The 23,389-nt window shown below is 72.4% G+C and carries 17 protein-coding genes; 7 read left to right on the top strand and 10 right to left on the bottom strand.

Features of this window, described 5'->3' with window-relative positions; genetic code table 11:
* Nucleotides 1–17: 17 nt before the first annotated feature.
* The 7 genes from EWH70_RS07430 to EWH70_RS07400 form a co-directional block, all read right to left on the bottom strand.
* The gene (locus tag EWH70_RS07430; protein WP_130474514.1) at nt 18–962 is read right to left on the bottom strand and encodes a S8 family peptidase; all 945 of its coding nucleotides are present in this window, start codon (nt 960–962) and stop codon (nt 18–20) included.
* Between the two features lie 66 nt (nt 963–1,028).
* Complete coding sequence (locus tag EWH70_RS07425; RefSeq protein WP_130474513.1) at nt 1,029–1,793, bottom strand: SDR family NAD(P)-dependent oxidoreductase; 765 nt, start codon at nt 1,791–1,793, stop codon at nt 1,029–1,031.
* A 9-nt stretch (nt 1,794–1,802) separates the two neighbouring features.
* Nucleotides 1,803–2,555, bottom strand: a complete 753-nt coding sequence (locus EWH70_RS07420) for an Ldh family oxidoreductase (RefSeq protein WP_130474512.1) — start codon at nt 2,553–2,555, stop codon at nt 1,803–1,805.
* 7 nt (nt 2,556–2,562) lie between these two features.
* Entirely contained in the window at nt 2,563–3,162 is a 600-nt protein-coding gene (locus EWH70_RS07415) for a hypothetical protein (RefSeq protein ID WP_130474511.1), read from the bottom strand.
* 63 nt (nt 3,163–3,225) lie between these two features.
* A complete protein-coding gene (locus EWH70_RS07410) occupies nt 3,226–3,894 on the bottom strand; it encodes a response regulator transcription factor (RefSeq protein WP_130474510.1) in 669 nt (222 codons plus the stop codon).
* Nucleotides 3,891–4,970 (bottom strand): sensor histidine kinase, encoded by a 1,080-nt coding sequence (locus EWH70_RS07405; protein WP_130474509.1) that lies wholly within the window; start codon nt 4,968–4,970, stop codon nt 3,891–3,893. Before EWH70_RS07405 ends, EWH70_RS07410 begins: the two co-directional genes overlap by 4 nt.
* A 9-nt stretch (nt 4,971–4,979) precedes the next feature.
* Nucleotides 4,980–7,769, bottom strand: a complete 2,790-nt coding sequence (locus tag EWH70_RS07400; protein ID WP_130474508.1) for an FAD-binding and (Fe-S)-binding domain-containing protein — start codon at nt 7,767–7,769, stop codon at nt 4,980–4,982.
* A gap of 530 nt (nt 7,770–8,299) precedes the next feature.
* On the opposite strand from EWH70_RS07400, the gene EWH70_RS07395 reads away from it, so the two are divergent.
* From EWH70_RS07395 to EWH70_RS07385, 3 genes are all read left to right on the top strand, one after another.
* Nucleotides 8,300–8,614 carry a hypothetical protein gene (locus EWH70_RS07395; RefSeq protein ID WP_130474507.1) on the top strand — a complete coding sequence of 105 codons (315 nt, stop codon included), beginning with the start codon at nt 8,300–8,302 and terminating at the stop codon, nt 8,612–8,614.
* A 353-nt stretch (nt 8,615–8,967) separates the two neighbouring features.
* Nucleotides 8,968–13,485: a glutamate synthase large subunit gene (gene gltB / locus EWH70_RS07390; protein WP_130474506.1), complete on the top strand. Its 4,518-nt coding sequence runs from the start codon at nt 8,968–8,970 to the stop codon at nt 13,483–13,485.
* Nucleotides 13,478–14,929 (top strand): glutamate synthase subunit beta, encoded by a 1,452-nt coding sequence (locus EWH70_RS07385; protein WP_130474505.1) that lies wholly within the window; start codon nt 13,478–13,480, stop codon nt 14,927–14,929. The genes gltB and EWH70_RS07385 overlap by 8 nt, the downstream gene beginning before the upstream one ends.
* Nucleotides 14,930–15,440: 511 nt before the next feature.
* Here EWH70_RS07385 and EWH70_RS07380 read toward each other — a convergent pair.
* Nucleotides 15,441–16,175 carry an SDR family oxidoreductase gene (locus EWH70_RS07380; protein ID WP_130474504.1) on the bottom strand — a complete coding sequence of 245 codons (735 nt, stop codon included), beginning with the start codon at nt 16,173–16,175 and terminating at the stop codon, nt 15,441–15,443.
* A gap of 36 nt (nt 16,176–16,211) precedes the next feature.
* Here EWH70_RS07380 and EWH70_RS07375 point away from each other — a divergent pair, with 36 nt between their 5' ends.
* On the top strand, nt 16,212–16,655 hold the full coding sequence (locus tag EWH70_RS07375) for a hypothetical protein (RefSeq protein ID WP_130474503.1): 444 nt from the start codon (nt 16,212–16,214) through the stop codon (nt 16,653–16,655).
* Between the two features lie 230 nt (nt 16,656–16,885).
* The gene (locus tag EWH70_RS07370; protein WP_130474502.1) at nt 16,886–17,722 is read left to right on the top strand and encodes a DUF11 domain-containing protein; all 837 of its coding nucleotides are present in this window, start codon (nt 16,886–16,888) and stop codon (nt 17,720–17,722) included.
* Nucleotides 17,723–17,732: 10 nt separating this feature from the next.
* Here EWH70_RS07370 and EWH70_RS07365 read toward each other — a convergent pair whose 3' ends face one another.
* Nucleotides 17,733–18,722 (bottom strand): FecCD family ABC transporter permease, encoded by a 990-nt coding sequence (locus tag EWH70_RS07365; RefSeq protein ID WP_130474718.1) that lies wholly within the window; start codon nt 18,720–18,722, stop codon nt 17,733–17,735.
* A gap of 38 nt (nt 18,723–18,760) precedes the next feature.
* Nucleotides 18,761–19,810, bottom strand: coding sequence for a FecCD family ABC transporter permease (locus EWH70_RS07360; RefSeq protein ID WP_240686851.1), 1,050 nt, complete (start codon nt 19,808–19,810; stop codon nt 18,761–18,763).
* Nucleotides 19,811–19,870: 60 nt separating this feature from the next.
* Here EWH70_RS07360 and EWH70_RS07355 point away from each other — a divergent pair, with 60 nt between their 5' ends.
* Nucleotides 19,871–21,532, top strand: coding sequence for an ABC transporter ATP-binding protein (locus tag EWH70_RS07355; protein WP_130474501.1), 1,662 nt, complete (start codon nt 19,871–19,873; stop codon nt 21,530–21,532).
* Complete coding sequence (locus EWH70_RS07350) at nt 21,529–23,280, top strand: ABC transporter ATP-binding protein (protein ID WP_130474500.1); 1,752 nt, start codon at nt 21,529–21,531, stop codon at nt 23,278–23,280. The genes EWH70_RS07355 and EWH70_RS07350 overlap by 4 nt, the downstream gene beginning before the upstream one ends.
* The last annotated feature ends 109 nt before the right edge of the window (nt 23,281–23,389 follow it).

The raw sequence follows: 23,389 nt of genomic DNA, 5'->3' as shown, positions 1-23,389 counted from the left end.
TCCCGTTCTGCGGGAGTTCAGTCCCGAGTGATGGACATCTCCCGGTTTTCCACCAGGGTGTGGAGCAGCCGGTTCGGCGTCCCGCCGGGCACCGCGCGCAGCACGTCCTTCGTCGCGTTGTCCACGACGGCCTGCGCGGCCTGCGGGGCGGTGGCGTCCGGGTGCAGCGCGCGGTACAGCGCGAGCGCCCCGGCGACGTGGGCGGCCGCGGTCGACGTACCGGACAGTACCCGGGTGCCACCGTCGCTGCCCGGTGACGAGATGCGCACGCCGGGTGCGTAGAGGTCGACCGAGGGGCCGAAGTTGGAGTTCTCGGCCGCGCCGTCCGCGCTGTCGCTGGCCGCGACCGTGACCGCCTCGGGCACCCTGGCCGGGGAGAACTGCCCGGCGTCGCTGCCCGAGCCACCGGCCGGGACGGCCACCGGCATGACGGCCGCGAGCCTGCGCACGGCGTCGTCGATGGCCTGGTTGGCGGGGCCGCCGAGGCCAAGGATGGCGACGGCGGGCTGCTGGGCGTTGGCGACGACCCAGTCGATGCCCTCGATCATCTTGGCGATCTGGCCCGCGCCGGCGTCGTCGAGGATGCGCACCGGCATGATCCGGACGTCCTTGGCCACCCCGAAGTCCTCACCGCCGACGATCGCGGCCAGGTGCGTGCCGTGACCGTTGCCGTCGTCCGGGTTCTCGTCGCCGTCGACGAAGTCCTTGCCGCCGACGACCCGGCCGGCGAGGTCGGGCAGGTCGGCGTCGACGCCGGTGTCGATGATGTAGGCGGTGACCTTCTCCGCCCTGGTCTGGTAGCGGTAGAGCTGGTCGGTGCCCGTGCGCTGGTCGATGCGGTCCAGCCCCCAGCTGGGCGGGTTCGGCTGCTCCCCCGGCTCCTCGGCGGTGGCGGGGACGGCGGTGAGCGCGGCGAGGACGCTCAACCCGGCGGCGACGGTGGCGATCCGGTGAATCCTCATCCGCAGAGTCCACCGCCTGCGCGGCGTCCGCACAAGCTACGACAGTCGCTGTATCGGGTATTTCTGTTAGTACCTCACGTGCTTGCCGCCGTCGACGATCACGGTCTCCCCGCTGACCAGGTCCATCGCCAGCAGGCCCAGTACGGCCTGCGCGACGTCCTCCGGACCGGCGATCCGGCCCAGCGGAACGGTTCCCGCCTCGGCCTCGGCACGCCGGGCGAACTCCTCCTCGCCGTAGCGGCCGGTCTGCCAGCGGGTGGCGACGGTGCCCGGCGCGACGGCGTTGACCCGCACGTCCGGTCCCAGCCCGACGGCGAGGCCGCGGGTCAGCTGCAGCAGCGCCGCCTTGCTCACGCCGTAGGCCATCGACGACCCGCCGGCCCGGTAGGCGGCTATCGACGCGACGTTGACCACCGCGCCGCGGGCCCGCCGCAGGGCGGGAGCGAACGCGCGGACACAGCGGAACGGCCCGAGCAGGTTGACGCCGAGGACCTCGTGCCACACCTCGTCGGTCAGCGCCTCCAGGTCGTCGTGCGGCGCGGGGCGGGTGATGCCCGCGTTGTTGACCAGGACGTCCACCCTGCCGAACCGCTCCAGCACGGTCGCGGCCATGGCCCGCACCTGCGTGTCGTCGGCGACGTCGGCCCGGTGGGCCACGCCGGTGCAGCCCAGCGCGTCCAGCTCGGCGACGGTGCGCCGCGCGTCGCCGGCCGAGCGGGAGAAGTTGACCACCACCGCCGAGGCACCGGCGCGGGCCAGCGCGAGTGCGGTCGCCCTGCCGATGCCGGTCGCGCCGCCGGTCACCACGGCCACGGTCTTGTCGAGGTCCACCCGAGGACACTAACCGCGCAACGCGGTCAGCTCCTCCCACGTCCGGCGTGGCAACGGGATTCCCGCCCGCTCCCGTTCCCTGGCGGCGCGTTCCTCGCGGTCGCCGGGGACCGTCCCACGCTCCCGGCAGAGCCGCTCGACCTGCTCGCGGAAGCGCTCCGGCAGGTCCAGCGCCGCGATGTCGACCGCCTGCAGCACCATGCCGGTGCCGGCCAGACCACCGGCGAGCCCGGTCAGCAGCCCCAGTCCCGGGTCGGCGTGATCGGTGCGGTCCAGCACCACCGGCGGCTGCCCGGTGCCCCTCGGCACGGCCCACGCCAGCGACGCGGCGGAGCCGAACGCCATGGCGACCAGCCCCAGGTCGGCAAGCGCGGCGACGTACTCGCCGAGCCTGCCGACGTGCGCGGGATCACGGATCACCGCGACCCCGCTGCCCTGCTGGGCGGCGACCACGCACAGCTCGCGTACCGCGTGCGCGGCCGCGAGCTGCCCGAACGCCCGGTTTCCGTACACCACCACGGTTCCCGGGCTGGGCCGCTCGGACTCCGGCGCGGCCGTCGGGTCGACCCCGCCCTCGCGGACCGCCCGCACGTAGCCGGGCAGCCGGCGTACGCCGTGGGCTTCGTGACCGCGCAGGTCGGCCCGGACCAGCGATCCGGCGACGGCCACGGCGTCCTCGTGCCCGGTCCCGACCGCCTCCAGGATCTCGGTGCCGACCTGACGCAGGTGGCCGGCGCTGATCAGCACATCGGCGTCACCCATCGGTTAATCATATGACATATGAGGTTTTCGCACGGGCGCTTCGGAACGCGAGGTAGGCGAAGACGACGACCAGCAGGCCGTCCACTGCGTGGGCCACCCAGGTCTCCCTCGGGATCCGGGACAGCGGGAACGCCACCCCGCACACCCCCAGCGCCACGGCCGGCCACCACGGCACCAGCCGGGCATGGCCGAGCCCCACGCCGAGCGCGAGCAACGCCAGCGGGAACAGCGGTCCGGTCCAGTAGAAGACGACGTCGGCCTGCCAGCCGAACGGCTCCAGCACGCCCACCGACGTCTCCCGGGTCAGCGCGAACACCTCGTCGTACACGCCCTGCACGCCGAAGGTGACCCCGCCGGCCAGGCCGCCGACCACCAGCAGCCGGACAAGTGCGGCGTACCGGGGAAGCCGCGTCCGCAGGCCGTCGACCAGCGCCAGCAGGCCGTAGGCCCACAACACCAGGCCCGCCACCATCAGGGCCCCCGCGGTCGCGCCGTAGGTGCCGCCGGGAAGCCAGAAGAACGTCGACGCGGCGAACACCACCGGGCCGACCACGAGCAGGACCGTTCTCAGGTGCCGCTCCACGGTTGGAATGTCGTCTGTGATCATGCGACCGAGTCTTCGCCGCGAGCGCCCGCGCGTCGTCAGCCTCGGGTGACAACCGGCGTACGACTAAGTCGCATGCCGTTCACCTGGACGGACCAGCCCGCTCTCGTAGGCCAGCACGACGAGCTGCGCGCGGTCGCGGACGTCCAGCTTGGCGAGGATCCTGCTGACGTGGGTCTTCGCCGTGGCCAGGCTGATCACCAGGCGGCCCGCGATGTCCTCTGTGGACAGACCGGCGACGACCAGGTGCAGCACCTCCCGCTCGCGCGCGGTGAGCCGGTCCAGCGGCAACGGGGGCGCGGCAGGCGGCGCCGAGGCGGCGAACTCGCCGATCAGCCGCCGGGTGACGGCGGGTGCGAGCATGGCGTCACCCGCCGCGACGGCCCGTACCCCCGCGATGAGCTGCGACGGGTCGGTGTCCTTGAGCACGAACCCGCTCGCCCCCGCCCGCAACGCGCGGTAGACGTACTCGTCGAGGTCGAACGTGGTCAGCACGAGCACCCGGGTGCCGGCCAGTTCCGGGTCGGCCACGATGCGCCGGGTGGCCTCGATGCCGTCGATCCCGGGCATGCGGATGTCGGCGAGCACGACGTCCGGCCGGTGCTCGCGGGCCAGCAGCACCGCCTCGATGCCGGTCGCGGCCTCGGCGGCCACGGCGATGTCCGGCTCGTCGAGCATCGTGCGCAGCCCGGCCCGCACGAGCGGTTGGTCGTCGGCGATCAGGACGGTGATCATGCGCGGAGCCTGGCCCGCACGGCGAACCCGCCACCGGGTGCGGGCCCGGCGGTCAGCCTTCCGCTCGCCCGCTCCCGCATCCCGCGCAGACCGCCGCCCTCCGGGCCGGGTGCCGCCGTGCCGTCGTCGCGGATCTCCAGTTCGAGCCACCGCCCGCGGTAGCGGGTCGTCACGTCCACAGTGGACGCCCGGGCGTGCCGGAGCACGTTGGTGAGCGCCTCCTGCACGATGCGGTAGGCGGCCTCCTCTGTGGCCGCGGGGAGCGGCCACGGTGTGCCCTCGACGTGGTGGCGTACCTCCAGGCCGGTCTCGCGAACGTCGCGCAGCAGGTCGGCGAGCCGGTCCAGACCCGGTGTACTTCCGAAGCGCAGCGCGCCGAGGGTGGCCCGCAGCTCGCCCGCCGCCTCGGTACTGGCCTCGCGGATGGTGGTCAGCGCGGCCTCGGCGACCTCCGGGCGGTCCCGGCCACGCAGCAGTGCCGCACCGGCCTGCACGCTGATCACGGCCAGCCGGTGACCGAGCTGGTCGTGCAGGTCCCTGGCGATGCGCAGGCGTTCGGCCAGGGCGGCACGGTCCTGTGCCTCCCGCAGGTAGGCGCGGCGGGCGCGGCCCAGCTCGCCCAGCGCGACGACCGTGGCCAGCGTCGCCACGATCGCCGCCAGCTCACCGGCGCCCGGCAGTGGCTCGGCGCGGACCGTGTTGACGCCCGCGACGACACCCACGACGCCCGGAATCGCCGCCAGCGCGGCAATCCGGTGTCCCTCGGCCGCGGCGGCGTAGAGGGCCACCACGAACGGGATCGGCTCGGGACCGCCGGCGAAGCCGAGCGCGAAGTAGGCACCGCCGAACACCGCGGTGACCACCAGCACCGGCACCGGGTGCTCCCGCCGCCACAGCAACGCGGCGGTCGCGGCGACCAGCAGCCCGCCGCCGCCCTGCCAGGCCGGGCGCGCGGCCGGGTCGGCCAGCGACACCAGCACGGCGGCGGTGAGGACGAGCGCGGCGATCCCGCCGGCGAACACCGCCTCGCCGGTGCGGGTGCGCAGCGCGGCGGCCGCCGACGCGTAGCTGAGCATGTTCCCACGTTACGGCGGGTCGAGTGCGCTGCGCAGAATCTCGGCGAGGTGCACGGCCGTGCGGTCGGACTGCTGGGCGATCTGCGTGCGGCAGCTGAATCCGTCGGAGAGGACCAGCGTGGCCGGATCGGCCTCGCGCACGGCGGGCAGCAGCCGGTCCTCGGCACAGGCGACGGACACGTCGTAGTGCCCGCGTTCGAACCCGAAGTTGCCCGCGAGGCCGCAGCAGCCCGAGTCGAGCGCGGTGTTGCGAACCCCGGCCCTGGCGAGCAACCGCTCGTCGGCGTCGAAGCCGAGCACGGCGTGCTGGTGGCAGTGCACCTGGGTGATCGCGTCGACGTCCAGGTCCCGCAGCGGCAGCGGGGCGTCGTCGAGCAGTTCGGCGAACGTGCGGGTGGACCGGGCGAGCAGCCCCGCGCCGTCGTCGCCGGGAAGCAGTGCGGCGGCGTCGTCACGCAGCAGGGCGGTGCAGCTGGGTTCCAGTCCCACCACGGGAACCCCGGCTTCCAGGTGTGGCCGCAGGGTGTCGACCGTGCGCCGCAGCACCCGGCGCGCGATGCCCAGCTGGCCGGTCGACATCCAGGTCAGCCCGCAGCAGACCGGGCGGCTCGGCAGCAGCACGGTGAACCCGGCCGCGGTGAGCACGTCGGTTGCGGCGTGCAGGACGTCCGGGGTGAAGAAGTTGTTGAACGAGTCCGGCCACAGCAGCACCGGCCGTTCCCCGGCGGCGGTCCGCAGGTCGCGGCGGGCGCGGGTGAACGGGACACCGGCGAACGCGGGCAGGTCGCGCTCGGCGGCGATGCCTCCCAGCCGTTTCGCCACCGCGGCCAGGCGGGGCCTGCGCAGCAGGGCGTTGGCCGCGCGCGGGGCGCGGGCCGCCAGCCGCAGCCACAGCGGCAGCCAGCCCATCGAGTAGTGCGCCGCCGGGCGGAGCCTGCGGCGGTAGTGCTGGTGGTAGAACTCGGCCTTGTAGGTCGCCATGTCGACATCGACCGGGCAGTCGGACAGGCAGCCCTTGCAGGACAGGCACAGATCCAGTGCCTCGCGGACCTCCGTGGACCGCCAGCCGTCGGTGATCAGCTCGCCGTTCAGCATCTCGGCCAGCAGGTGCGCGCGGCCGCGGGTGGAGTGCTTCTCCTCGCGGGTGACCCGGTAGCTCGGGCACATCACGCCGGGACCGGTGGTGTTGCGGCATTTGCCGACGCCGACACAGCGCCGCGTCGCCTCGGCGAAACTGCCGTGGTCGTGCGGGTAGCCGAGGAAGACCGCGCGGTCGTGTCCGGAGCGGACCCGCAGGTCGGCGTCGACCGGGCGCGGGTCGACGAGGATGCCGGGATTCATCCGGCCGCCGGGGTCGAAGACGGCCTTGAACCGGCCGAACAGCTCGATGACGTCGGCGGAGTACATGCGCGGCAGCAGTTCCGAGCGGGCCTGGCCGTCGCCGTGCTCGCCGGACAGCGACCCGCCGTGTGCGGCGACGAGGTCGGCGGCGTCCTGGAGGAACGACCGGAACTTCCCGACTCCGCGGTCCGACAGCAGGTCGAAGTTCAGCCGCAGGTGCAGGCAGCCCTCGCCGTAGTGGCCGTAGACAACGCTGCGCAGGTCGTACGTTCGCAGCAGGGTCTTGAACTCGCGCAGGTAGCCGCCGAGGCGGTCGGGTGGGACGGCGGCGTCCTCCCAGCCGGGCCACGCCTCGGCGCCACCGGCGAGGCGGGTGGCCAGCCCGGCGCCCTCCTCGCGGATCCGCCACAGTTGCCGCTGGGTCCTGGTGTCCCGCAGGACGAGGTGGCCGGTGAGGTGCCCGGCGACTGCCTTGGCGAGCGCCTGTGCCCGCCGCTCGGCGTCGTCGAGGGTCTCGCCGGGGATCTCGACGAACAGCCAGGCGCCGCCGTCGGGCAGGTCGGTGGCGCGTGCCTTCGGGAGCAACGCGACCAGGTCGGCGTCGACGCCCTCCACGGTCAGCGGCGACCACGGCAGGATGTCCGGCACCGCGTCGGCGGCGTGGACGTCGGAGGCGAACCCGAGCACGGCGAGGACCTTCGCGGCGGGCAGCCGGGCCAGCTCCACCCGCGCGCCGAGCACGGTCACGCAGGTGCCCTCGCTGCCGACGAGTGCCTTGGCGAGGTCGAAACCGTTCTCCGGCAACAGGTGTTCCAGCCCGTAGCCGGAGACCCGGCGCGACCACGGGGTGAGTTCGGTGCGCAGCGTGGCGAGGTTGCCGTCGACCAGCCGGCGTAGCTCGTCGTGGACGCGGCCCTCGGTGGCCGCGGTGCTCATGCGGGTGCCGTCGTAGAGCAGGACGTCGAGTTCGCGCACGGCGTCGGCCGTCCGTCCCCAGGCCACCGAGTGCGAGCCGCAGGCGTTGTTGCCGATCATGCCGCCGAGCGTGCACCGGCTGTGTGTCGACGGATCGGGGCCGAAGCGCAGGCCGTGCGGTGCGGCCGCGGCCTGCAGGTCGTCGAGCACCGTACCGGGCCGGACCCACGCGGTGCGGGCGTCCGGGTCGAGGTCCTCGACGCCGCCGAGGTGCCGGGAGAAGTCCAGCACCAGCCCCGGCCCGCAGGAGTTGCCCGCGACGCTGGTGCCCCCGCCGCGGGGCACGATCGGCACGCCGACCGCGCGGGCCGCGGCGACGGCGGCCTCGACGTCGGCGTCCGTGCGGGGCAGCACGACGCCGACCGGTTCGTGCCGGTAGTTGGACGCGTCGGTGGTGTAGAGCGCCAGCGTGCCGGGGTCGAACGCCGCCTGCCCCTCGATCCGCCCCAGCTCCCGGCGCAGGTCTTCTCGCAGCTCCCGCATCGCCCCATTCAATCCCGTCCGCCGCGCCCAAGCACGTGAAGGCCACCTTCACCACGTGAGACGTCAGGGTCCCGGCAAAGTCCGGGTACTGCGTGCCCCCAATGTGGCATTGGGGAACTTGAACTCCCCCAATGCCACATTGGGGGAGTTTGCTGGGTCTCTTTCGTGGTGACGGCTGGGTCTGCTGGGCCGGGTGTGACTGGTGGGGCCGCGACCGCCCGGCGGGAAGGTGCATGAAGGCCACCTTCATCACATGAGACGACAGAAACTCGGCCTTCACACCCCGCGCAGCCAACGGCACCTCACTTGCGCCTTTCGCAACCAAGACGCCCTCGACAACCACGCCCGGCCCGGTCCAAACCCGACTTTGCCGTGAAGGGGGCTCTCACGGCGTCTCATGCCGTGAGAGCCCCCTTCACGGCATCACGAACGTACGACTCGCGCGCGGGAACGTTACGACTCGCGCCCGCGCGTCGCGTCAGAAATGTCGGTGGTGTGCGTTTCAATCGTGGGTACGGAAGGAGCGCACCATGGATGACCAGGTGATACAGCTCAACCACCGGGAGAGAGCCACCCTGCGGGCGGTGGCCGGCGGGCACGCGCAGATGTCGTGCAGCTGCGAGCCCGACCTGTTCATCGACGGCCTGGCCTGCTGCGACCAGAGCACCGCGCACCGGCTGGCTCACCTCGGCCTGCTGAGCCCCGCGCGTCCCGGCTCCCCGTGGGAGCGGGTCCCGGCCAGGCTCACCGAGTCCGGCATGCGGGCACTGTCGCACCGTACCGATTCAGCAACAAGCCTTGACACGTTTTCGCAGGTCGGAACCATGACGGCGGTCGCGGGGTAAGTCAACTACAGCGTGGTATTTCCCACGCCGCGGGCACGAACCATCCCGATAACCCGGATTTCACACTACTGTCATAAGACCCGGCGAACCCGGGAGCAGTTCGGCGCGCCACCAAGGCCGGGCAAGTCCTGCCACCACCAGGACCCCGACCTCGCGCCTGTTGTGGCACAACGACGTGCGTCCGGCCACCCGACGACGTGTGGCCTGCGATGATGCCGTGCCCGATTTCCCGGGCCGTTCCATCGCGTTCTCGACTGACCATCGCCGTTCGACGTCCACCCGTTAACCAGGTCTGTTCAACCTGCCCCTTTCGAGTGAGACGCGAGCGGCCGACGCCGAGGAGGCGGCCAGCCGTGATCCGCCACACCGGCCCCAGCGGGGGCCTTTACGACCCGTCCAACGAGCACGACGCCTGTGGCGTCGCGTTCGTCGCCGATCTCGCCGGCCGCAGAGATCACGGGATCGTCCGCAAAGCGCTGGTCGCCCTGCGCAACCTGGAGCACCGTGGCGCCAGGGGCGCCGAACCGGAGACCGGCGACGGCGCCGGCATCCTGATCCAGGTGCCCGACGCCTTCTATCGCGAGGTCGTCGACTTCTCGCTGCCCCCCGCGGGCGCCTACGCCGTGGGTACGGCCTTCCTGCCCGTCGACGACGCCGAGCGCGGCCGCACGATGAGCGCGGTCGAGCGCATCGCAGGCGAGGAGGACACCCAGGTACTGGGCTGGCGCGAGCTGCCCGTTCGCACCGAGCACGTCGGGCCGACGGCCGCCACCACCATGCCGCGGATGGTCCAGCTGTTCCTCGCCCCGCGCACCCCGGACGTCGACGGCATCGCGCTGGAGCGCATCGCGTTCTGCGTGCGCAAGCGCGTCGAGCACGAGCTGGACGTGTACTTCCCCAGCCTGTCCGCGCGCACCATCGTCTACAAGGGAATGCTCACCGAGCCGCAGGTCGAGAAGTTCTTCGTCGACCTGACCGACGAGCGCGTCACCAGCGCGCTGGGCCTGGTGCACTCCCGCTTCTCCACCAACACCTTCCCGTCCTGGCCGCTGGCCCACCCGTACCGCTACGTCGCGCACAACGGCGAGATCAACACGCTGCGCGGCAACCGGAACTGGATGGACGCGCGCGAGTCGATGCTCGCCAGCGACCTCATCCCGGGCGACCTGCGCAGGCTCCACCCGATCATCACCCGCGACGCCAGCGACTCGGCGTCCTTCGACGAGGTGCTGGAGCTGCTCCACCTCGGCGGCAGGCCGCTGCCGCACGCCGTGCTGATGATGATTCCCGAGGCGTGGGAGAACCACGAGGAGATGGACCCCGCGCTGCGGGCGTTCTACGAATTCCACTCCACGCTGATGGAGCCGTGGGACGGCCCCGCGCTGGTGTCGTTCACCGACGGCACGCAGATCGGCGCGGTGCTGGACCGCAACGGCCTGCGCCCGGCGCGGTACTGGGTCACCGACGACGGCCTGGTCGTGCTGGCAAGCGAGGTCGGCGTGCTGGAGCTGGCGCAGGACAGCATCGTGCGCAAGGGCAGGCTCGAACCGGGCCGGATGTTCCTGGTCGACACCGCGCAGGGCCGCATCGTCGACGACGCCGAGATCAAGGGCGAGCTGGCGGCCGAGCACCCGTACGCCGACTGGGTCCGTGACGGCCTGCTGCACCTGGGCGACCTGCCCGAACGCGAACGCGAGGTGCCGCCGCACGCCGCGCTGGTCCGCAGGCAGCAGGCGTTCGGCTACACCGCCGAGGAACTCGACGTCCTGCTGGAGCCGATGGCCCGCACCGGCGCCGAGCCGATCGGCTCGATGGGCAACGACTCCCCGCTGGCGCCGCTGTCGAGCGGGCAGCGGCAGCTGTTCGACTACTTCATCCAGCTGTTCGCCCAGGTCACCAACCCGCCGCTGGACGCCATCCGCGAGGAACTGGTGACGGCGCTGGGCACGCAGCTGGGCGCCGAGCCCAACCTGCTCACCGCGGGCAAGGACTCCTGCAGGCGCATCGTGCTGCCGTTCCCGGTGCTGGACAACGACGATCTCGCCAAGCTCGTGCACATCAACGACGACGGCGACCTGCCGGAGTTCCAGGCCGTCACCGTGCACGGCCGCTACGAGGTCGCGGGCGGCGGTGAGGCGCTGCGGCGCAGGCTGGACGAGATCCGCGCCGAGGTCACGGCGGCCATCGCCGACGGTGCGCGGCTGATCGTGCTGTCCGACCGCGGGGTCGACGCCGAGCACGCGGCGATCCCGTCGCTGCTGCTGACCGGCGCGGTGCACCATCACCTGGTGCGGGAGAAGACCCGTACCCAGGTCGGCCTGGTCGTCGAGGCGGGTGACGCCCGCGAGGTGCACCACATCGCCCTGCTCATCGGCTACGGCGCCGCCGCGGTCAACCCCTACCTGGCGATGGCGACCGTGGAGGAGCTGGCGAACAACGGCCGGATCCCGGGCGTCGACGCCAAGCAGGCCACCCGCAACCTGATCAAGGCGCTGGGCAAGGGCGTGCGCAAGACCATGTCGAAGATGGGAGTGTCCACTGTGGCCTCCTACACCGGCGCCCAGATCTTCGAGGCCATCGGGCTCGGCCAGGAGGTCATCGACACCTGCTTCACCGGTACGTTCTCCCGCCTCGGCGGCGTCGGCTTCGACACGCTGGCGCAGGAGGTCGCGCTGCGGCACCGCAAGGCGTTCCCCGCCGACGGCGTGCACGCCAGTCACCGCGAGCTGGAGACCGGCGCGGACTACCAGTGGCGGCGTGAGGGCGAGCCGCACGTGTTCAACCCGCACACGGTGTTCAAGCTGCAGCACTCCACCCGCGCCGGGAAGTACGACATCTTCAAGGAGTACACCCGCGCGGTCGACGAGCAGTCGGAGCGGCTGCTCACCCTGCGCGGCCTGTTCAGGTTCCGCGAGGGCGCCCGGCCCCCGGTGCCGATCGACGAGGTCGAACCGGTTTCGGAGATCGTCAAACGGTTCGCCACCGGCGCGATCTCCTACGGCTCGATCTCCGAGGAGATGCACCAGACGCTGGCCATCGCGATGAACCGCCTCGGCGGCAAGTCCAACACCGGCGAGGGCGGCGAGGACCCGGAGCGGCTTTACGACCCCGAGCGCCGCTCGGCGGTCAAGCAGGTCGCCAGTGGACGGTTCGGGGTGACCAGCGAGTACCTGGTCAACGCCGACGACATCCAGATCAAGATGGCGCAGGGCGCCAAGCCGGGCGAGGGCGGTCAGCTGCCGGGTACGAAGGTGTATCCGTGGATCGCGAAGACCCGGCACTCGACGCCCGGCGTCGGGCTGATCTCCCCACCGCCGCACCACGACATCTACTCCATCGAGGACCTGGCGCAGCTCATCCACGACCTGAAGAACGCCAACCCGAGGGCCCGCATCCACGTCAAGCTGGTGTCCGAGGTGGGCGTGGGCACGGTCGCGGCCGGGGTGTCCAAGGCACACGCCGACGTCGTGCTGATCTCCGGGCACGACGGCGGCACCGGTGCGTCGCCGCTGTCGTCGATCAAGCACGCCGGCGGGCCGTGGGAGCTGGGACTGGCCGAGACGCAGCAGACGCTGCTGGCCAACCGGCTGCGTGACCGCATCGTCGTGCAGACCGACGGCCAGCTCAAGACCGGCCGGGACGTGGTGATCGCGGCGCTGCTGGGTGCCGAGGAGTTCGGTTTCGCCACGGCGCCGCTGGTGGTGTCCGGCTGCATCATGATGCGGGTGTGTCACCTGGACACCTGTCCGGTCGGGGTGGCCACACAGAACCCGGTGCTGCGCGCCAAGTTCAGCGGCAAGGCCGACTACGTGGTGAACTTCTTCGAGTTCATCGCGCAGGAGGTACGCGAGTACCTGGCGGCGCTGGGCTTCCGCTCGATCGCGGAGGCCGTCGGCCACGCCGAGATGCTCGACACCGCCGAGGCGGTCGAGCACTGGAAGGCGTCCGGAATGGACCTCTCGCCGATCTTCCACGTGCCCGACCTGCCCGCCGACGCGGCGCGGCACCAGCTCGTCGAGCAGGATCACGGGCTGGACAGGGCTCTGGACAACACGCTGATCCAGTTGGCCGAGGGCGCGTTGCGTTCGGGTGACCGGGTGCGCCTGGAGCTGCCGGTCCGCAACGTCAACCGCACCGTCGGCACGATGCTGGGCTCCGAGCTGACCCGCAAGTGGGGTGGCGAGGGGCTGCCCGACGACACCATCGACGTCACGTTCACCGGCACCGCGGGGCAGTCGTTCGGCGCGTTCGTGCCGAAGGGCATCACGCTGCGGCTGATCGGCGACGGCAACGACTACGTCGGCAAGGGCCTGTCCGGCGGCCGGATCACGATCCGCCCGCCGGAGGATGCCCAGTTCACCGCCGAGGACCACGTCATCGCGGGCAACGTGATCGGCTACGGCGCCACCGGCGGCGAGATCTTCCTGCGGGGCAAGGTCGGCGAGCGGTTCTGCGTGCGTAACTCCGGTGCGCTGGCCGTCGTCGAGGGCGTCGGCGACCACGGCTGCGAGTACATGACCGGCGGCAGGGTTGTCGTGCTCGGCGGTATCGGGCGCAACTTCGCAGCAGGTATGTCGGGCGGCATCGCCTACGTGCTCGACCTCCCCGAGCACCGGGTCAACCAGGAGATGGTGGACCTGGACCCGCTGGACGACGAGGACCGCGAGTTCCTGCGCCAGGCCGTCCAGAAGCACTACACCGAGACCGGTTCCGCCGTCGCGTACCGGCTGCTGGCCGACTGGGACACCGCCGTCGACCGCTTCGGCAAGGTCATGCCGTCGGACTACAAGCGGGTCCTGGTCGCGCAGGCCGCGGCCGAACGCGACGGCCGCGACGTCAACGAGGCGATCATGGAGGCCGCACATGGCTGACCCCAAGGGTTTTCTGACCACGCCCCGGGAACTGCCCACGCGCAGGCCGGTGGACCTGCGACTGATGGACTGGCGTGAGGTCTACGACGAGTTCGGCCGCGACCGGCTGAACAAGCAGGCCGGCCGCTGCATGGACTGCGGGATCCCGTTCTGTCATCAGGGCTGTCCGCTGGGCAACCTGATTCCGGAGTGGAACACGCTGGTCTGGCGGGAGGACTGGCAGGCGGCCAGCGAGCGGCTGCACGCCACGAACAACTTCCCGGAGTTCACCGGCACGCTGTGCCCGGCGCCGTGTGAGGCCGCGTGCGTGCTGGGCATCAACGACGACGCGGTGACCATCAAGCAGGTCGAGATCTCGATCATCGACCGGGCCTTCGACGAGGGCTGGGTGACGCCGCAGGTGCCGCAGACGCTGACCGGCCGGTCGGTGGCCGTCGTCGGGTCCGGCCCGGCGGGGCTGGCCGCGGCGCAGCAGCTGACCAGGGCGGGGCACACGGTCACCGTGTTCGAGCGGGCCGACGCGATCGGCGGGCTGCTCCGGTACGGCATCCCCGAGTTCAAGATGGAGAAGCACCGGCTGGACCGCAGGCTGGACCAGATGCGGGCGGAGGGCACGATCTTCCGCACCGGGGTGAACGTCGGCGTCGACCTCACGGTCAAGCAGCTGCGGTCGGACTTCGACGCGGTCGTGCTCGCCGGCGGGGCCACCGCGTGGCGGGACCTGCCCGCGACCGGCCGCGAGCTGGCCGGGATCCACCAGGCGATGGAGTACCTGCCGCACGCCAACCGCGTCGCGGCCGGGACGCTGGACCGCTCGCCGATCGACGCGGCCGGCAAGCACGTCGTGGTGATCGGCGGCGGCGACACCGGCGCGGACTGCGTCGGCACGGCGCACCGCCAGGGCGCGGCGTCGGTGACCCAGCTGGAGATCATGCCGAAGCCGCCGGAGAGCCGGTCGGCGGCGCACCCGTGGCCGACCTACCCAATGATCTACCGGGTGTCGTCGGCCCACGAGGAGGGTGGCGAGCGGGTCTACGCGGTGAGCACACAGGAGTTCGTCGGCGACGACGAGGGCCGGGTGCGGTCGCTGCGGCTGGTCGAGGTGCGGTCCGAGGACGGGAAGTTCGTCCCGGTGGAGGGCACCGAGCGTGAGCTGCCCGCGCAGCTGGTGCTGCTGGCCATGGGGTTCGTCGGGCCGCAGACCGAGGGGCTGGTCGACGAGCTGGGTGTCGAGCTGGACCCGCGCGGCAACGTCGCGCGGAACGCCCAGTTCCGGACCAGTGTGGACAACGTGTTCGTCGCCGGGGACATGGGCCGGGGCCAGTCGCTGATCGTGTGGGCGATCGCCGAGGGACGGTCCGCGGCCGCGGCCGTGGACGCCCACCTCACCGGCCGCGACGTCCTGCCCGCGCCGATCGCCCCCACCGACCGCCCGATGACCTGACCCGCGGCGGTCCCCTGGTCGCCACAAGCTCGTGAAGGCCACCTTCGCCACGTCTCACGTCAGGGCCCCGGCAAAGTCGGTGTGCAGCGGGGCGGGCGGTGGTCCCGAGCGCAGAGTTCGCGGTCCGGAATGCAGAACTCGCGTGCGTGAGCGCAGAACTCACGACGTGGACGCCGGTTCTCCCGTGGCGCCGGTCGCCCCGCGTGAACGGCCCGCTAGCGAGGCGTGGGCCTGAGGTCAAGCACGTGAAGGCCACCTTCATTACGTGTGACGTAGTGATGGTGGCCTTCACGTGCTCTGGTGCTCGGTGGGTTGTCTCGTTCGTGGTGGCTGGTGGGGTGGTTGTGGTGTTCGAGGCTGGTGGGGCCGGTGTGCCCGGGGTGAGAGCGGATGTGGTGGCGTCTGATGCCGTGAAGGGGGCCCTCACGGCAATCGCCCCGGACTCCGGACTGTGCCGGGGCCCTGACGTCTCACGTGGTGAAGGTGGCCTTCACGTGCTTGTCGGGGTCAGCTAGCCGCGGCCGATGTAGGGCATGGTCGTGGCGGTGATGGTGAGGAACTGGACGTTGGCGTCCAGGGGCAGGCCGGCCATGTAGCGGACGGCGTCGGCGACGTGCCGCGCGTCGAACGTCGGCTCGGGGCGCACCGAGCCGTCGGCCTGCGGGATGCCCGCCGCCATCGGCGCGGTCATGTCGGTGGCGGCGTTGCCGATGTCGATCTGGCCGCAGGCGATGCCGTACGGCCTGCCGTCCAGCGACAGCGACCGGGTCAAGCCGGTGATGGCGTGCTTGGTCGCCGTGTAGGCGGCCCGCTGCGGGCGCGGGCTGTGGGCCGAGATCGAGCCGTTGTTGATGATCCGGCCGCCCCGCGGGTCCTGCGTCTTCATCAGCGCCACCGCCTCACGCGCGCAGAGGAAGGAGCCGGTCAGGTTGACGTCCACGGTGCGCCGCCAGTCCTCGACGGAGATCTCGTCGACGTCACCGGCCGGGCCGCCCTCGCCCGCGTTGTTCACCAGCAGGTCGAGCCGGCCCCAGGCGTCGCGGACCCGGGCGAACAACGCGGCGACCTGGGCGGGGTCGGTGATGTCGGTGGGCACGACGAGCGCACCGCCGGCCCCTTCGGCGGTCTCGGCGAGCGCCTCGGGACGGCGGCCGGCCAGCGCCACCCGGTAGCCGTCGGCCAGCAGGGCCCGCGCGATGATCCTGCCCAGCCCGGAGCCCGCCCCGGTCACGACCGCGGTCGCCATCGCATCCTCCCTCGTGTTTCCTGCGAGGATTCCACCATGACGGTGGTCAGGCATACCGGGGCGCTGCTGTTCTTCCTGGCCTGGTGGGGGTTCGGCAACCTGTACGAGGCGATCGTGGTCATGCCGTGGCTGTCCGGGCTGCCGCCCGGCTCGCTGGTGGACGAGTTCACGATCGGCAGCCCGGTGCTCTATTTCCTGCCGATCGGCCCGCTCGTGCTGATCCTCGCGTGGACGCTCGTCCCGCGGAGCCGGGCCCGGCAGGCCACGGTGGCGGCGACGCTGCTGACGCTCGCCATGGCGGTGTCCGCGTTGCCGATCCTGGTGTTCAACCCGGTGCTGCGGGATCCGGCGGTCAGCACCGCCGACGTGTCGTCCGCGGTGCTGAACTGGGAACTCGTCAACGCCGTGCGGCTGCTCCTGGTCGCCGCCGCCGCGGCCGTACTCGTGCGCCTGCGGGCGCGGCTCGTTCCGCCGTCATGACGGGTGAATCGACCAGCCGGTAGAGGACGCCTGCCGCGACCAGGACGAGTGCGGGGACGCCGACCTTGAGCAGCAGCCCTTTCTTCTTCGACACAGAAGACCTCACGGGATCCGGAGAGGAAGCGCGGCGGGAAGTCGCCGCGGGCCGAAGTATTCCACGCCCACCTACCGGCTGTAACGGTGCGGTGCGGTGGGACGACTGAGGGATAGCCCCGACAGCAGGAGGTCCCATGGCCGTGTCGCAGTCGCTCCGCCGCGCCGCCGCGCTGTCGGTGCTCGCCGGGGCGTTGACCGTGGCACCGGCGCAGGCCGCGGCCGACGAGGTCACGCTCGCCGTGGCACCGGCCACGGCGCACCCGGGCGGCACGGTGACGGTGACCGTCACGGTCACCAACGTCAACGCGTTCAGCGTGCTGCACCCAACCGCGCGGGTGTTCGGGGCCAACGGCTTCACGACGCTGGCCGGCTGCACCGGCGCCGTATCTTGCTCCACTGTGGACTCGGCCGGTTACCAGGGCGTGCTCGCGGAGGCGCTGTCCGGCGGCGAGTCGGCGACGGTGACGTTCACCCTGGCCGTGTCCCCCGACGCGCCCGACACCGGCGTCGTACTGCAGGGCCAGCTCGCCGGGAGCAACTACGCCTCGGAACGCGTGTCCGGGCCGCGGCTGACCGTCGACGCCAGGACCGACGCCGGGGTCGGCATCGCGGTGACGCCCCGGCCGGGGCTACTGGGCGGGCGGTTCGACGTCGCTGTCCGGCTGTCGGGCAACGGGCCCGACCCGCTGCGCTCGGCGACGGTGACCGCGAGCCTGCCGCCCGGGATGTCGGCCACGGCCGGTCCCGGCTGCGTGCCCGGTCGGGGCACGGCGACGTGCACGTTCGGCGCCGTGCCGGTGGGCGGCAGCGCCGAGGCGCGGTTCTCCGTCCCGTTCGGACTGCTCACCGTCGGCCTGCCGGTCACCTTCACCGCGACCCGGACCGCGACGGTCCCCGAGGACGTCAACCCGGGCAACGACCGGGCGAGCACGACCTGCACCGTCATCACGCCCCTGCTGGTGAGCTGCTAGGAGTGTGCTCCTAGCCACGGCCCTTGCGCCACTCGCTGGCCAGCAGCCAGGACAGGTAGAGCCCGCCCAGCACACCGGTCGCGATGCCCACCGGCAGCTGGGCCGCCGGGAACGCACGCTGGATCGCCAGGTCGCCGGCCAGCAGGAGCAACGCGCCCATCAGGGCACTGGCGACGAGGTTCGGCCCGGGGACCCGGGTGAGCCGGCGCGCGACCTGCGGGGCGATCAGCGCCAGGAACGTGATCGGGCCCGCGGCCGCGGTGGCGATCGAGCACAGTGTCACGGACACGGCGAACAGCATCATCCGGCTGAACTCCGTGGGCACACCGAGTGCCTTGGCCGAGTCGTCGCCCATCTCCAGCATCGACAGCCGCCTGCCCTGGTGCACCAGGACCGGCAGCAGCAACGCGACCGCGAACGCCAGCGGCACCACGTGGTCCCAGCCGCGGCCGTTCAGCCCGCCGACCAGCCACGCCTGCGCGGACACGGCGTCCTGCAGGTTTGCCCTGGTGATCAGGTACGAGTTCACCGCCAGCAGCATCGCGCTGACCCCGACCCCGATGAGCACCATGCGCAGGCCCTGCACACCACGTTTGAACGCGAGCAGGTACACCGCGACCGCGGTGGCCATGCCGCCGATCAGCCCGCCGACCGCGGTCTCGATCATCCCGCCGCCCAGCGCGATGATCACGATCAGCGCGCCGGTGGCCGAGCCCTGGGTGAACCCGATGATGTCCGGGCTGCCGAGGACGTTGTGCGAGATGCTCTGCAGGATCGCGCCGGACAACGCCAGCGCCATCCCCACCAGCAACGCCGCGAGCAACCGGGGCAGCCGCAGCTCCAGCACGATGAACCGGGCGCCGGACCGGCCCTCGCCGAGCAGCGTCTGGACGACCTGCCCGACGCTGAGCGGGTAGTCGCCGGTCGTCATCGTCACGACGGCGACCGCGAGGATCGCCACCACCAGCACGGCACACACCAGCACCGCGCGGCCGGGCATCCGCAGGGAGACCCGGTCGTCCCGGGTACGCAGCACGGTCACAGGCGGGCCAGCTTCCTACGACGGCACAGCAGGATGAACACCGGCGCACCGATGATCGCGGTGACGATTCCCACCTGCACCTCCTCGGTATCGGAGAACAGCCGGCCCACCACGTCGGAGCCGAGCAACAGGATCGCGGCCAGCACCATCGAGTACGGCAGTACCCAGCGCTGGTCGGGTCCGACGATGAGCCGTGCCGCGTGCGGCACCGCGAGGCCCACGAACGCGATCGGGCCGATCGCGGCGGTCGACGCACCGCACAGCAGCATCACCGCGACGGCGCCGAGCACCCTGGTCAGCCCGACCCGCGCGCCGAGCGAGGCAGCGGCCTGCTCCCCCAGCGCGAGCGCGTTGAGCGGGCGGGCCAGGCCGAACGTGATCAGCAGGCCGACGACCAGGAACGGCAGCACCTGCCAGAGCACGTCGAGATCCCTGCCGACCAGCGATCCGACGTTCCAGAAGCGGAACTTGTTGAACACCTCGATGTTGAGCAGCATCACCGCGCTGATGAACGCGTACAGCACGGCGGTCATCGCGGCGCCGGCCAGTGCCAGCCGCTCCGGGGTGGCCGAGCTGCGTCCCGAGGACCCCAGCAGGTACACCCCGACCGACGCGGCCGCCGCTCCGGCGAACGCGAACCACACGTAGCCGCTGATCGAGGAGACGCCGAGGAACGCGATGCCCACCACGATCGCGGCCGAGGCGCCCATGTTGACGCCGAACAGGCCGGGGTCGGCGAGCGGGTTGCGGGTCAGCGCCTGCATGAGCGCACCGGCCAGGCCGGTCGCCGCGCCGACGACGACGCCGAGCAGCGCCCGGGGAATGCGCAGGTCGTGGATGATCACCGACTCCGTGCTGCCGTCGGGTTCCCACAGCACCCGCCAGGCGGTCGCCAGCGAGATGTCCCTCGTTCCCACGGCGATGCTCAACATGAACACGAACGCGAGTGCCCCGCCCGCGACCAGCAGGCCGATCAGGCGCAGCGTGTGCGCGCGTGCCGTCGGCGTCCTGGTCGCGGGCCGGGCACCGGTGTCGGTGGTCGCCACCTGACCTCCTGCCGTCGGCGAGCCTTGTCCGGGCAGCTTACTAGGGTAGCCTTACCTTCCATGAGCGGCCGGGACGTAATGCGGGACGCCATCACCGGCCAGCGAAAGCACCTCGTACTGGCCTCCGTGCTGGCGGCGAGTCATCAGGGCTGCGAGGCGCTCGTGCCCGTGGTCATCGGCGTGGTGGTCGACTCGGCTGTCGCCACCGGGTCCCTCGGCGACCTGCTGCTCTGGCTCGGGATCCTGGCCGGGCTGTTCGTCGCCCTGTCCAACAGCTTCCGCTTCGGGCTGCGGGCCGCGGAGACGGCCTCCGAGCGGGCCGCCCACGGGCTGCGGCTGCGGCTCACCGAGCGCATCCTCGATCCCCGGGGCGGCGCCGAGGCCGGTCACCTGCCCGGCGAACTGGTCAACATCGCGGGCGAGGACGCCAAGCGGGTCGGCTGGCTCAACGGCGTGATCCCGTTCGGGATCGCCGCGGTGGGCGGCATCGTGGTCAGCGCGGTGGTGTTGCTCACCATGTCGCTGCCGCTGGGGGCGCTCGTGCTGCTCGGGGTGCCGCCGCTGCTCTGGCTGGGCCACCTCATCGGTAAGCCGATCGAACGCCGCAGCGGAGCCGAGCAGGAACGGGCCGCGCACGCGTCCGGGGTCGCCGCCGACCTGGTGAGCGGGCTCCGGGTGCTCAAGGGCATCGGCGCCGAGCCCGCCGCGGTCCGGCGTTACCGCACCACGAGCCAGGACTCGCTGCGCGCCACCCTGCGGGCCGCCCGCGCGCACGCCTGGCACGACGGCGCGGTGCTCGCGCTCACCGGGCTGTTCATCGCCGTCGTCGCGCTGGTCGGCGGCAACCTCGCGATGAACGGTCAGATCACCATCGGCAACCTGGTCACCGCCGTCGGGCTGGCGCAGTTCCTGCTGGGACCGCTGCGGGTGCTCGGCTGGGCCAACGGCGACCTCGCCCAGGCCCGGGCTTCGGCCGCGCGGGTGGCCACCGTCCTGGCCGCGGAGCCGGCGGTCGCCTCCGGCACCGGACGGCCCGCCCGGCCGGTCGCCAGCTCGCTGGCGGTGTCCGGCCTGCGGCACGGCACGCTCGACGGCGTCGACCTCACGGTGGCGGCGGGCGAGGTGGTCGGGGTGGTGACACCGGACCCGGCCACCGCCACCGCCCTGCTGGACTGCCTGGCCCGCGAAGCCGAGCCCGCGGCGGGTTCGGTGTCCCTCGACGGCGCCGACGTGTCCACAATGGACATCGCGGCGTACCGGGAGGCAGTGCTGGTCGCCGCCCACGACGCGGACCTGTTCTCCGGCACGCTGCTCGACAACGTCGGGGCCGCGGCGGACCACGCGATGGTCGCGGCGGCGGCGGACGAGGTCGCCGGTGCGCTGCCCGACGGCGTGCACACCGAACTGTCCGAACGCGGCCGGTCGCTGTCCGGCGGACAGCGGCAGCGGGTCGCGCTGGCGAGGGCACTGGCCGCCGGGGCGCCGGTGCTGGTCGTCCACGAGCCGACGACGGCGGTCGACACGGTTACCGAGGCCGCCATCGCGGGCAGGCTCCGCGATGTCCGCGCCGGCCGCACGACGGTGCTGGTCACGACCAGCCCAGCGCTGCTGACGGCGGCCGACCGGGTGATCCTGATCGAGAACGGCAGGGTGACCGCGAGCGGGACACACGCCGAGCTGGTACGGGACCGGCCCGCCTACCGGGAGGTGGTGCTGGCGTGAGCGAGCACCTGCTGCCCGTCGCGTCGAACCGGCGGGCCTGGGCCGTGGCCGGCGAGCTGCTGCGCGAGCAGCGCTTGCGGGCGATCACCACGGCGTCGACGCTGCTCGCCGCGACGGCGGTCGGCCTGGCCGTCGCGCCGCTGCTCGGCCACCTGGTCGACCTGGTCGCGGGCGGGCGGCCACCGGCCGCGCTGGTGACCCCGGTGGTGGCGCTGGTCGTGGTCGGCATCGTGCAGGGCGTGGCGACGGCGATCGGGACGAGCATGGTGTCGCGGCTGGGCGAGACCATGCTGGCCACGCTGCGGGAACGGTTCGTCGAGCGGGCACTGAACCTGCCGCTGGCCGAAGTGGAGGCGGCGGGCTCGGGTGACCTGACGTCGCGGGTGACCAACGACGTGTCGGTGGTGGCGCGGGCGGTCCGGGAGGCACTGCCGAACCTGCTCCGCTCGGTGCTGACGATCGTGCTCACGTTCGCCGCGCTGGCGGTGCTGGACTGGCGGTTCCTGCTGGCCGCGCTGCTGGCCGCGCCGGTCCAGGTGGTGGCCCTGCGCTGGTACGTGCGCCGGGCGATCCCGCTGTACGCGAGCCAGCGGGTGGCGGTCGGCGCGCAACAGCAGCAGCTGCTGGACACCGTCGGCGGCGCGCGGACGGTGCGGGCGTTCGGCATCGGCGCGACGCACGTCGGCAGGGTCGAACGCCGGTCCGGCGAGGCCGTTTCTCTTTCCCTTCGCGGGATCCGGCTGGTGACGCGGTTCTTCGCGCGGCTGAACTACGCGGAGTTCATCGGGCTGTCGGCGGTCCTGCTGGCAGGGTTCTTCCTGGTGCGCGGCGACCTGGTGTCGATCGGCACGGCGACCGCGGCGGCGCTGTACTTCCACAGCCTGTTCAACCCGATCACGGCGGCACTGTCGCTGGTGGACGACGCGCAGTCGGCGGCAGCGAGCCTGGCCCGGCTGGTCGGCGTCGTCGACCTGCCGGCCGCGCCGGAGTCGGACCGGGGCAGCACGGCGGTCGACGCCTCGGTGAAGGTCGCCGGTGTCTCGCACGCCTACGTGAGCGGGCATCCGGTGCTGCACGAGGTGAACGTGGACATCGGCACCGGCGAACGGGTCGCGCTGGTGGGTGCCAGTGGCGCGGGCAAGACGACGCTGGCCAAGCTGATCGCCGGAATCCACCCGCCCGGCACGGGTTCGATCACGCTGGGCGGGGTCGACCTGACCGAGCTGGGGCCGGAGCGGGTGCGGCGGACGGTCGCGCTGGTGAGCCAGGAGGTGCACGTGTTCGCCGGCCCGCTGGCCGGCGATCTGCGCCTGGCCCGGCCGGAGGCGACCGACGAGGAGCTGACCGCGGCACTGGACGCCGTCGGCGCGACGGAGTGGGTCCGCGCCCTGCCGGACGGTCTGTCCACTGTGGTCGGCGAGGGTGGGCACCGGCTCACCGTCACGCAGGCACAGCAGCTGGCGCTGGCCAGGCTGGTGCTGGCCGACCCGCCGATCGCCATCCTGGACGAGGCGACGGCCGAGGCGGGCAGTGCCGGGGCGCGGGCGCTGGAGGCGTCGGCGCGGGCGGCGCTGGCCGGGCGGACGGCGCTGGTGGTCGCGCACCGGCTCACCCAGGCCGCGGCTGCGGACCGGGTGATCGTCCTGGACGGTGGCCGCGTCGTCGAGACCGGCACGCACGCCGACCTGGTCGCCGCGGGTGGCCGCTACGCGTCGCTGTGGTCGGCCTGGTCCGGTCAGCGTGCGTGACGTTCACGTGAAGAACTAACGGTGGGACACCGGCCACGAAGTCTTGACGTGTGACTTTGGTTAGGCAAACCTGAGTTGCCCTGTCTGTTTCCGACCGTGAGGACCCCCG

Source organism: Amycolatopsis suaedae (genome assembly GCF_004214935.1).
GTDB lineage: Bacteria > Actinomycetota > Actinomycetes > Mycobacteriales > Pseudonocardiaceae > Amycolatopsis > Amycolatopsis suaedae.
This window is presented reverse-complemented; position numbering and strand designations above follow the sequence as displayed.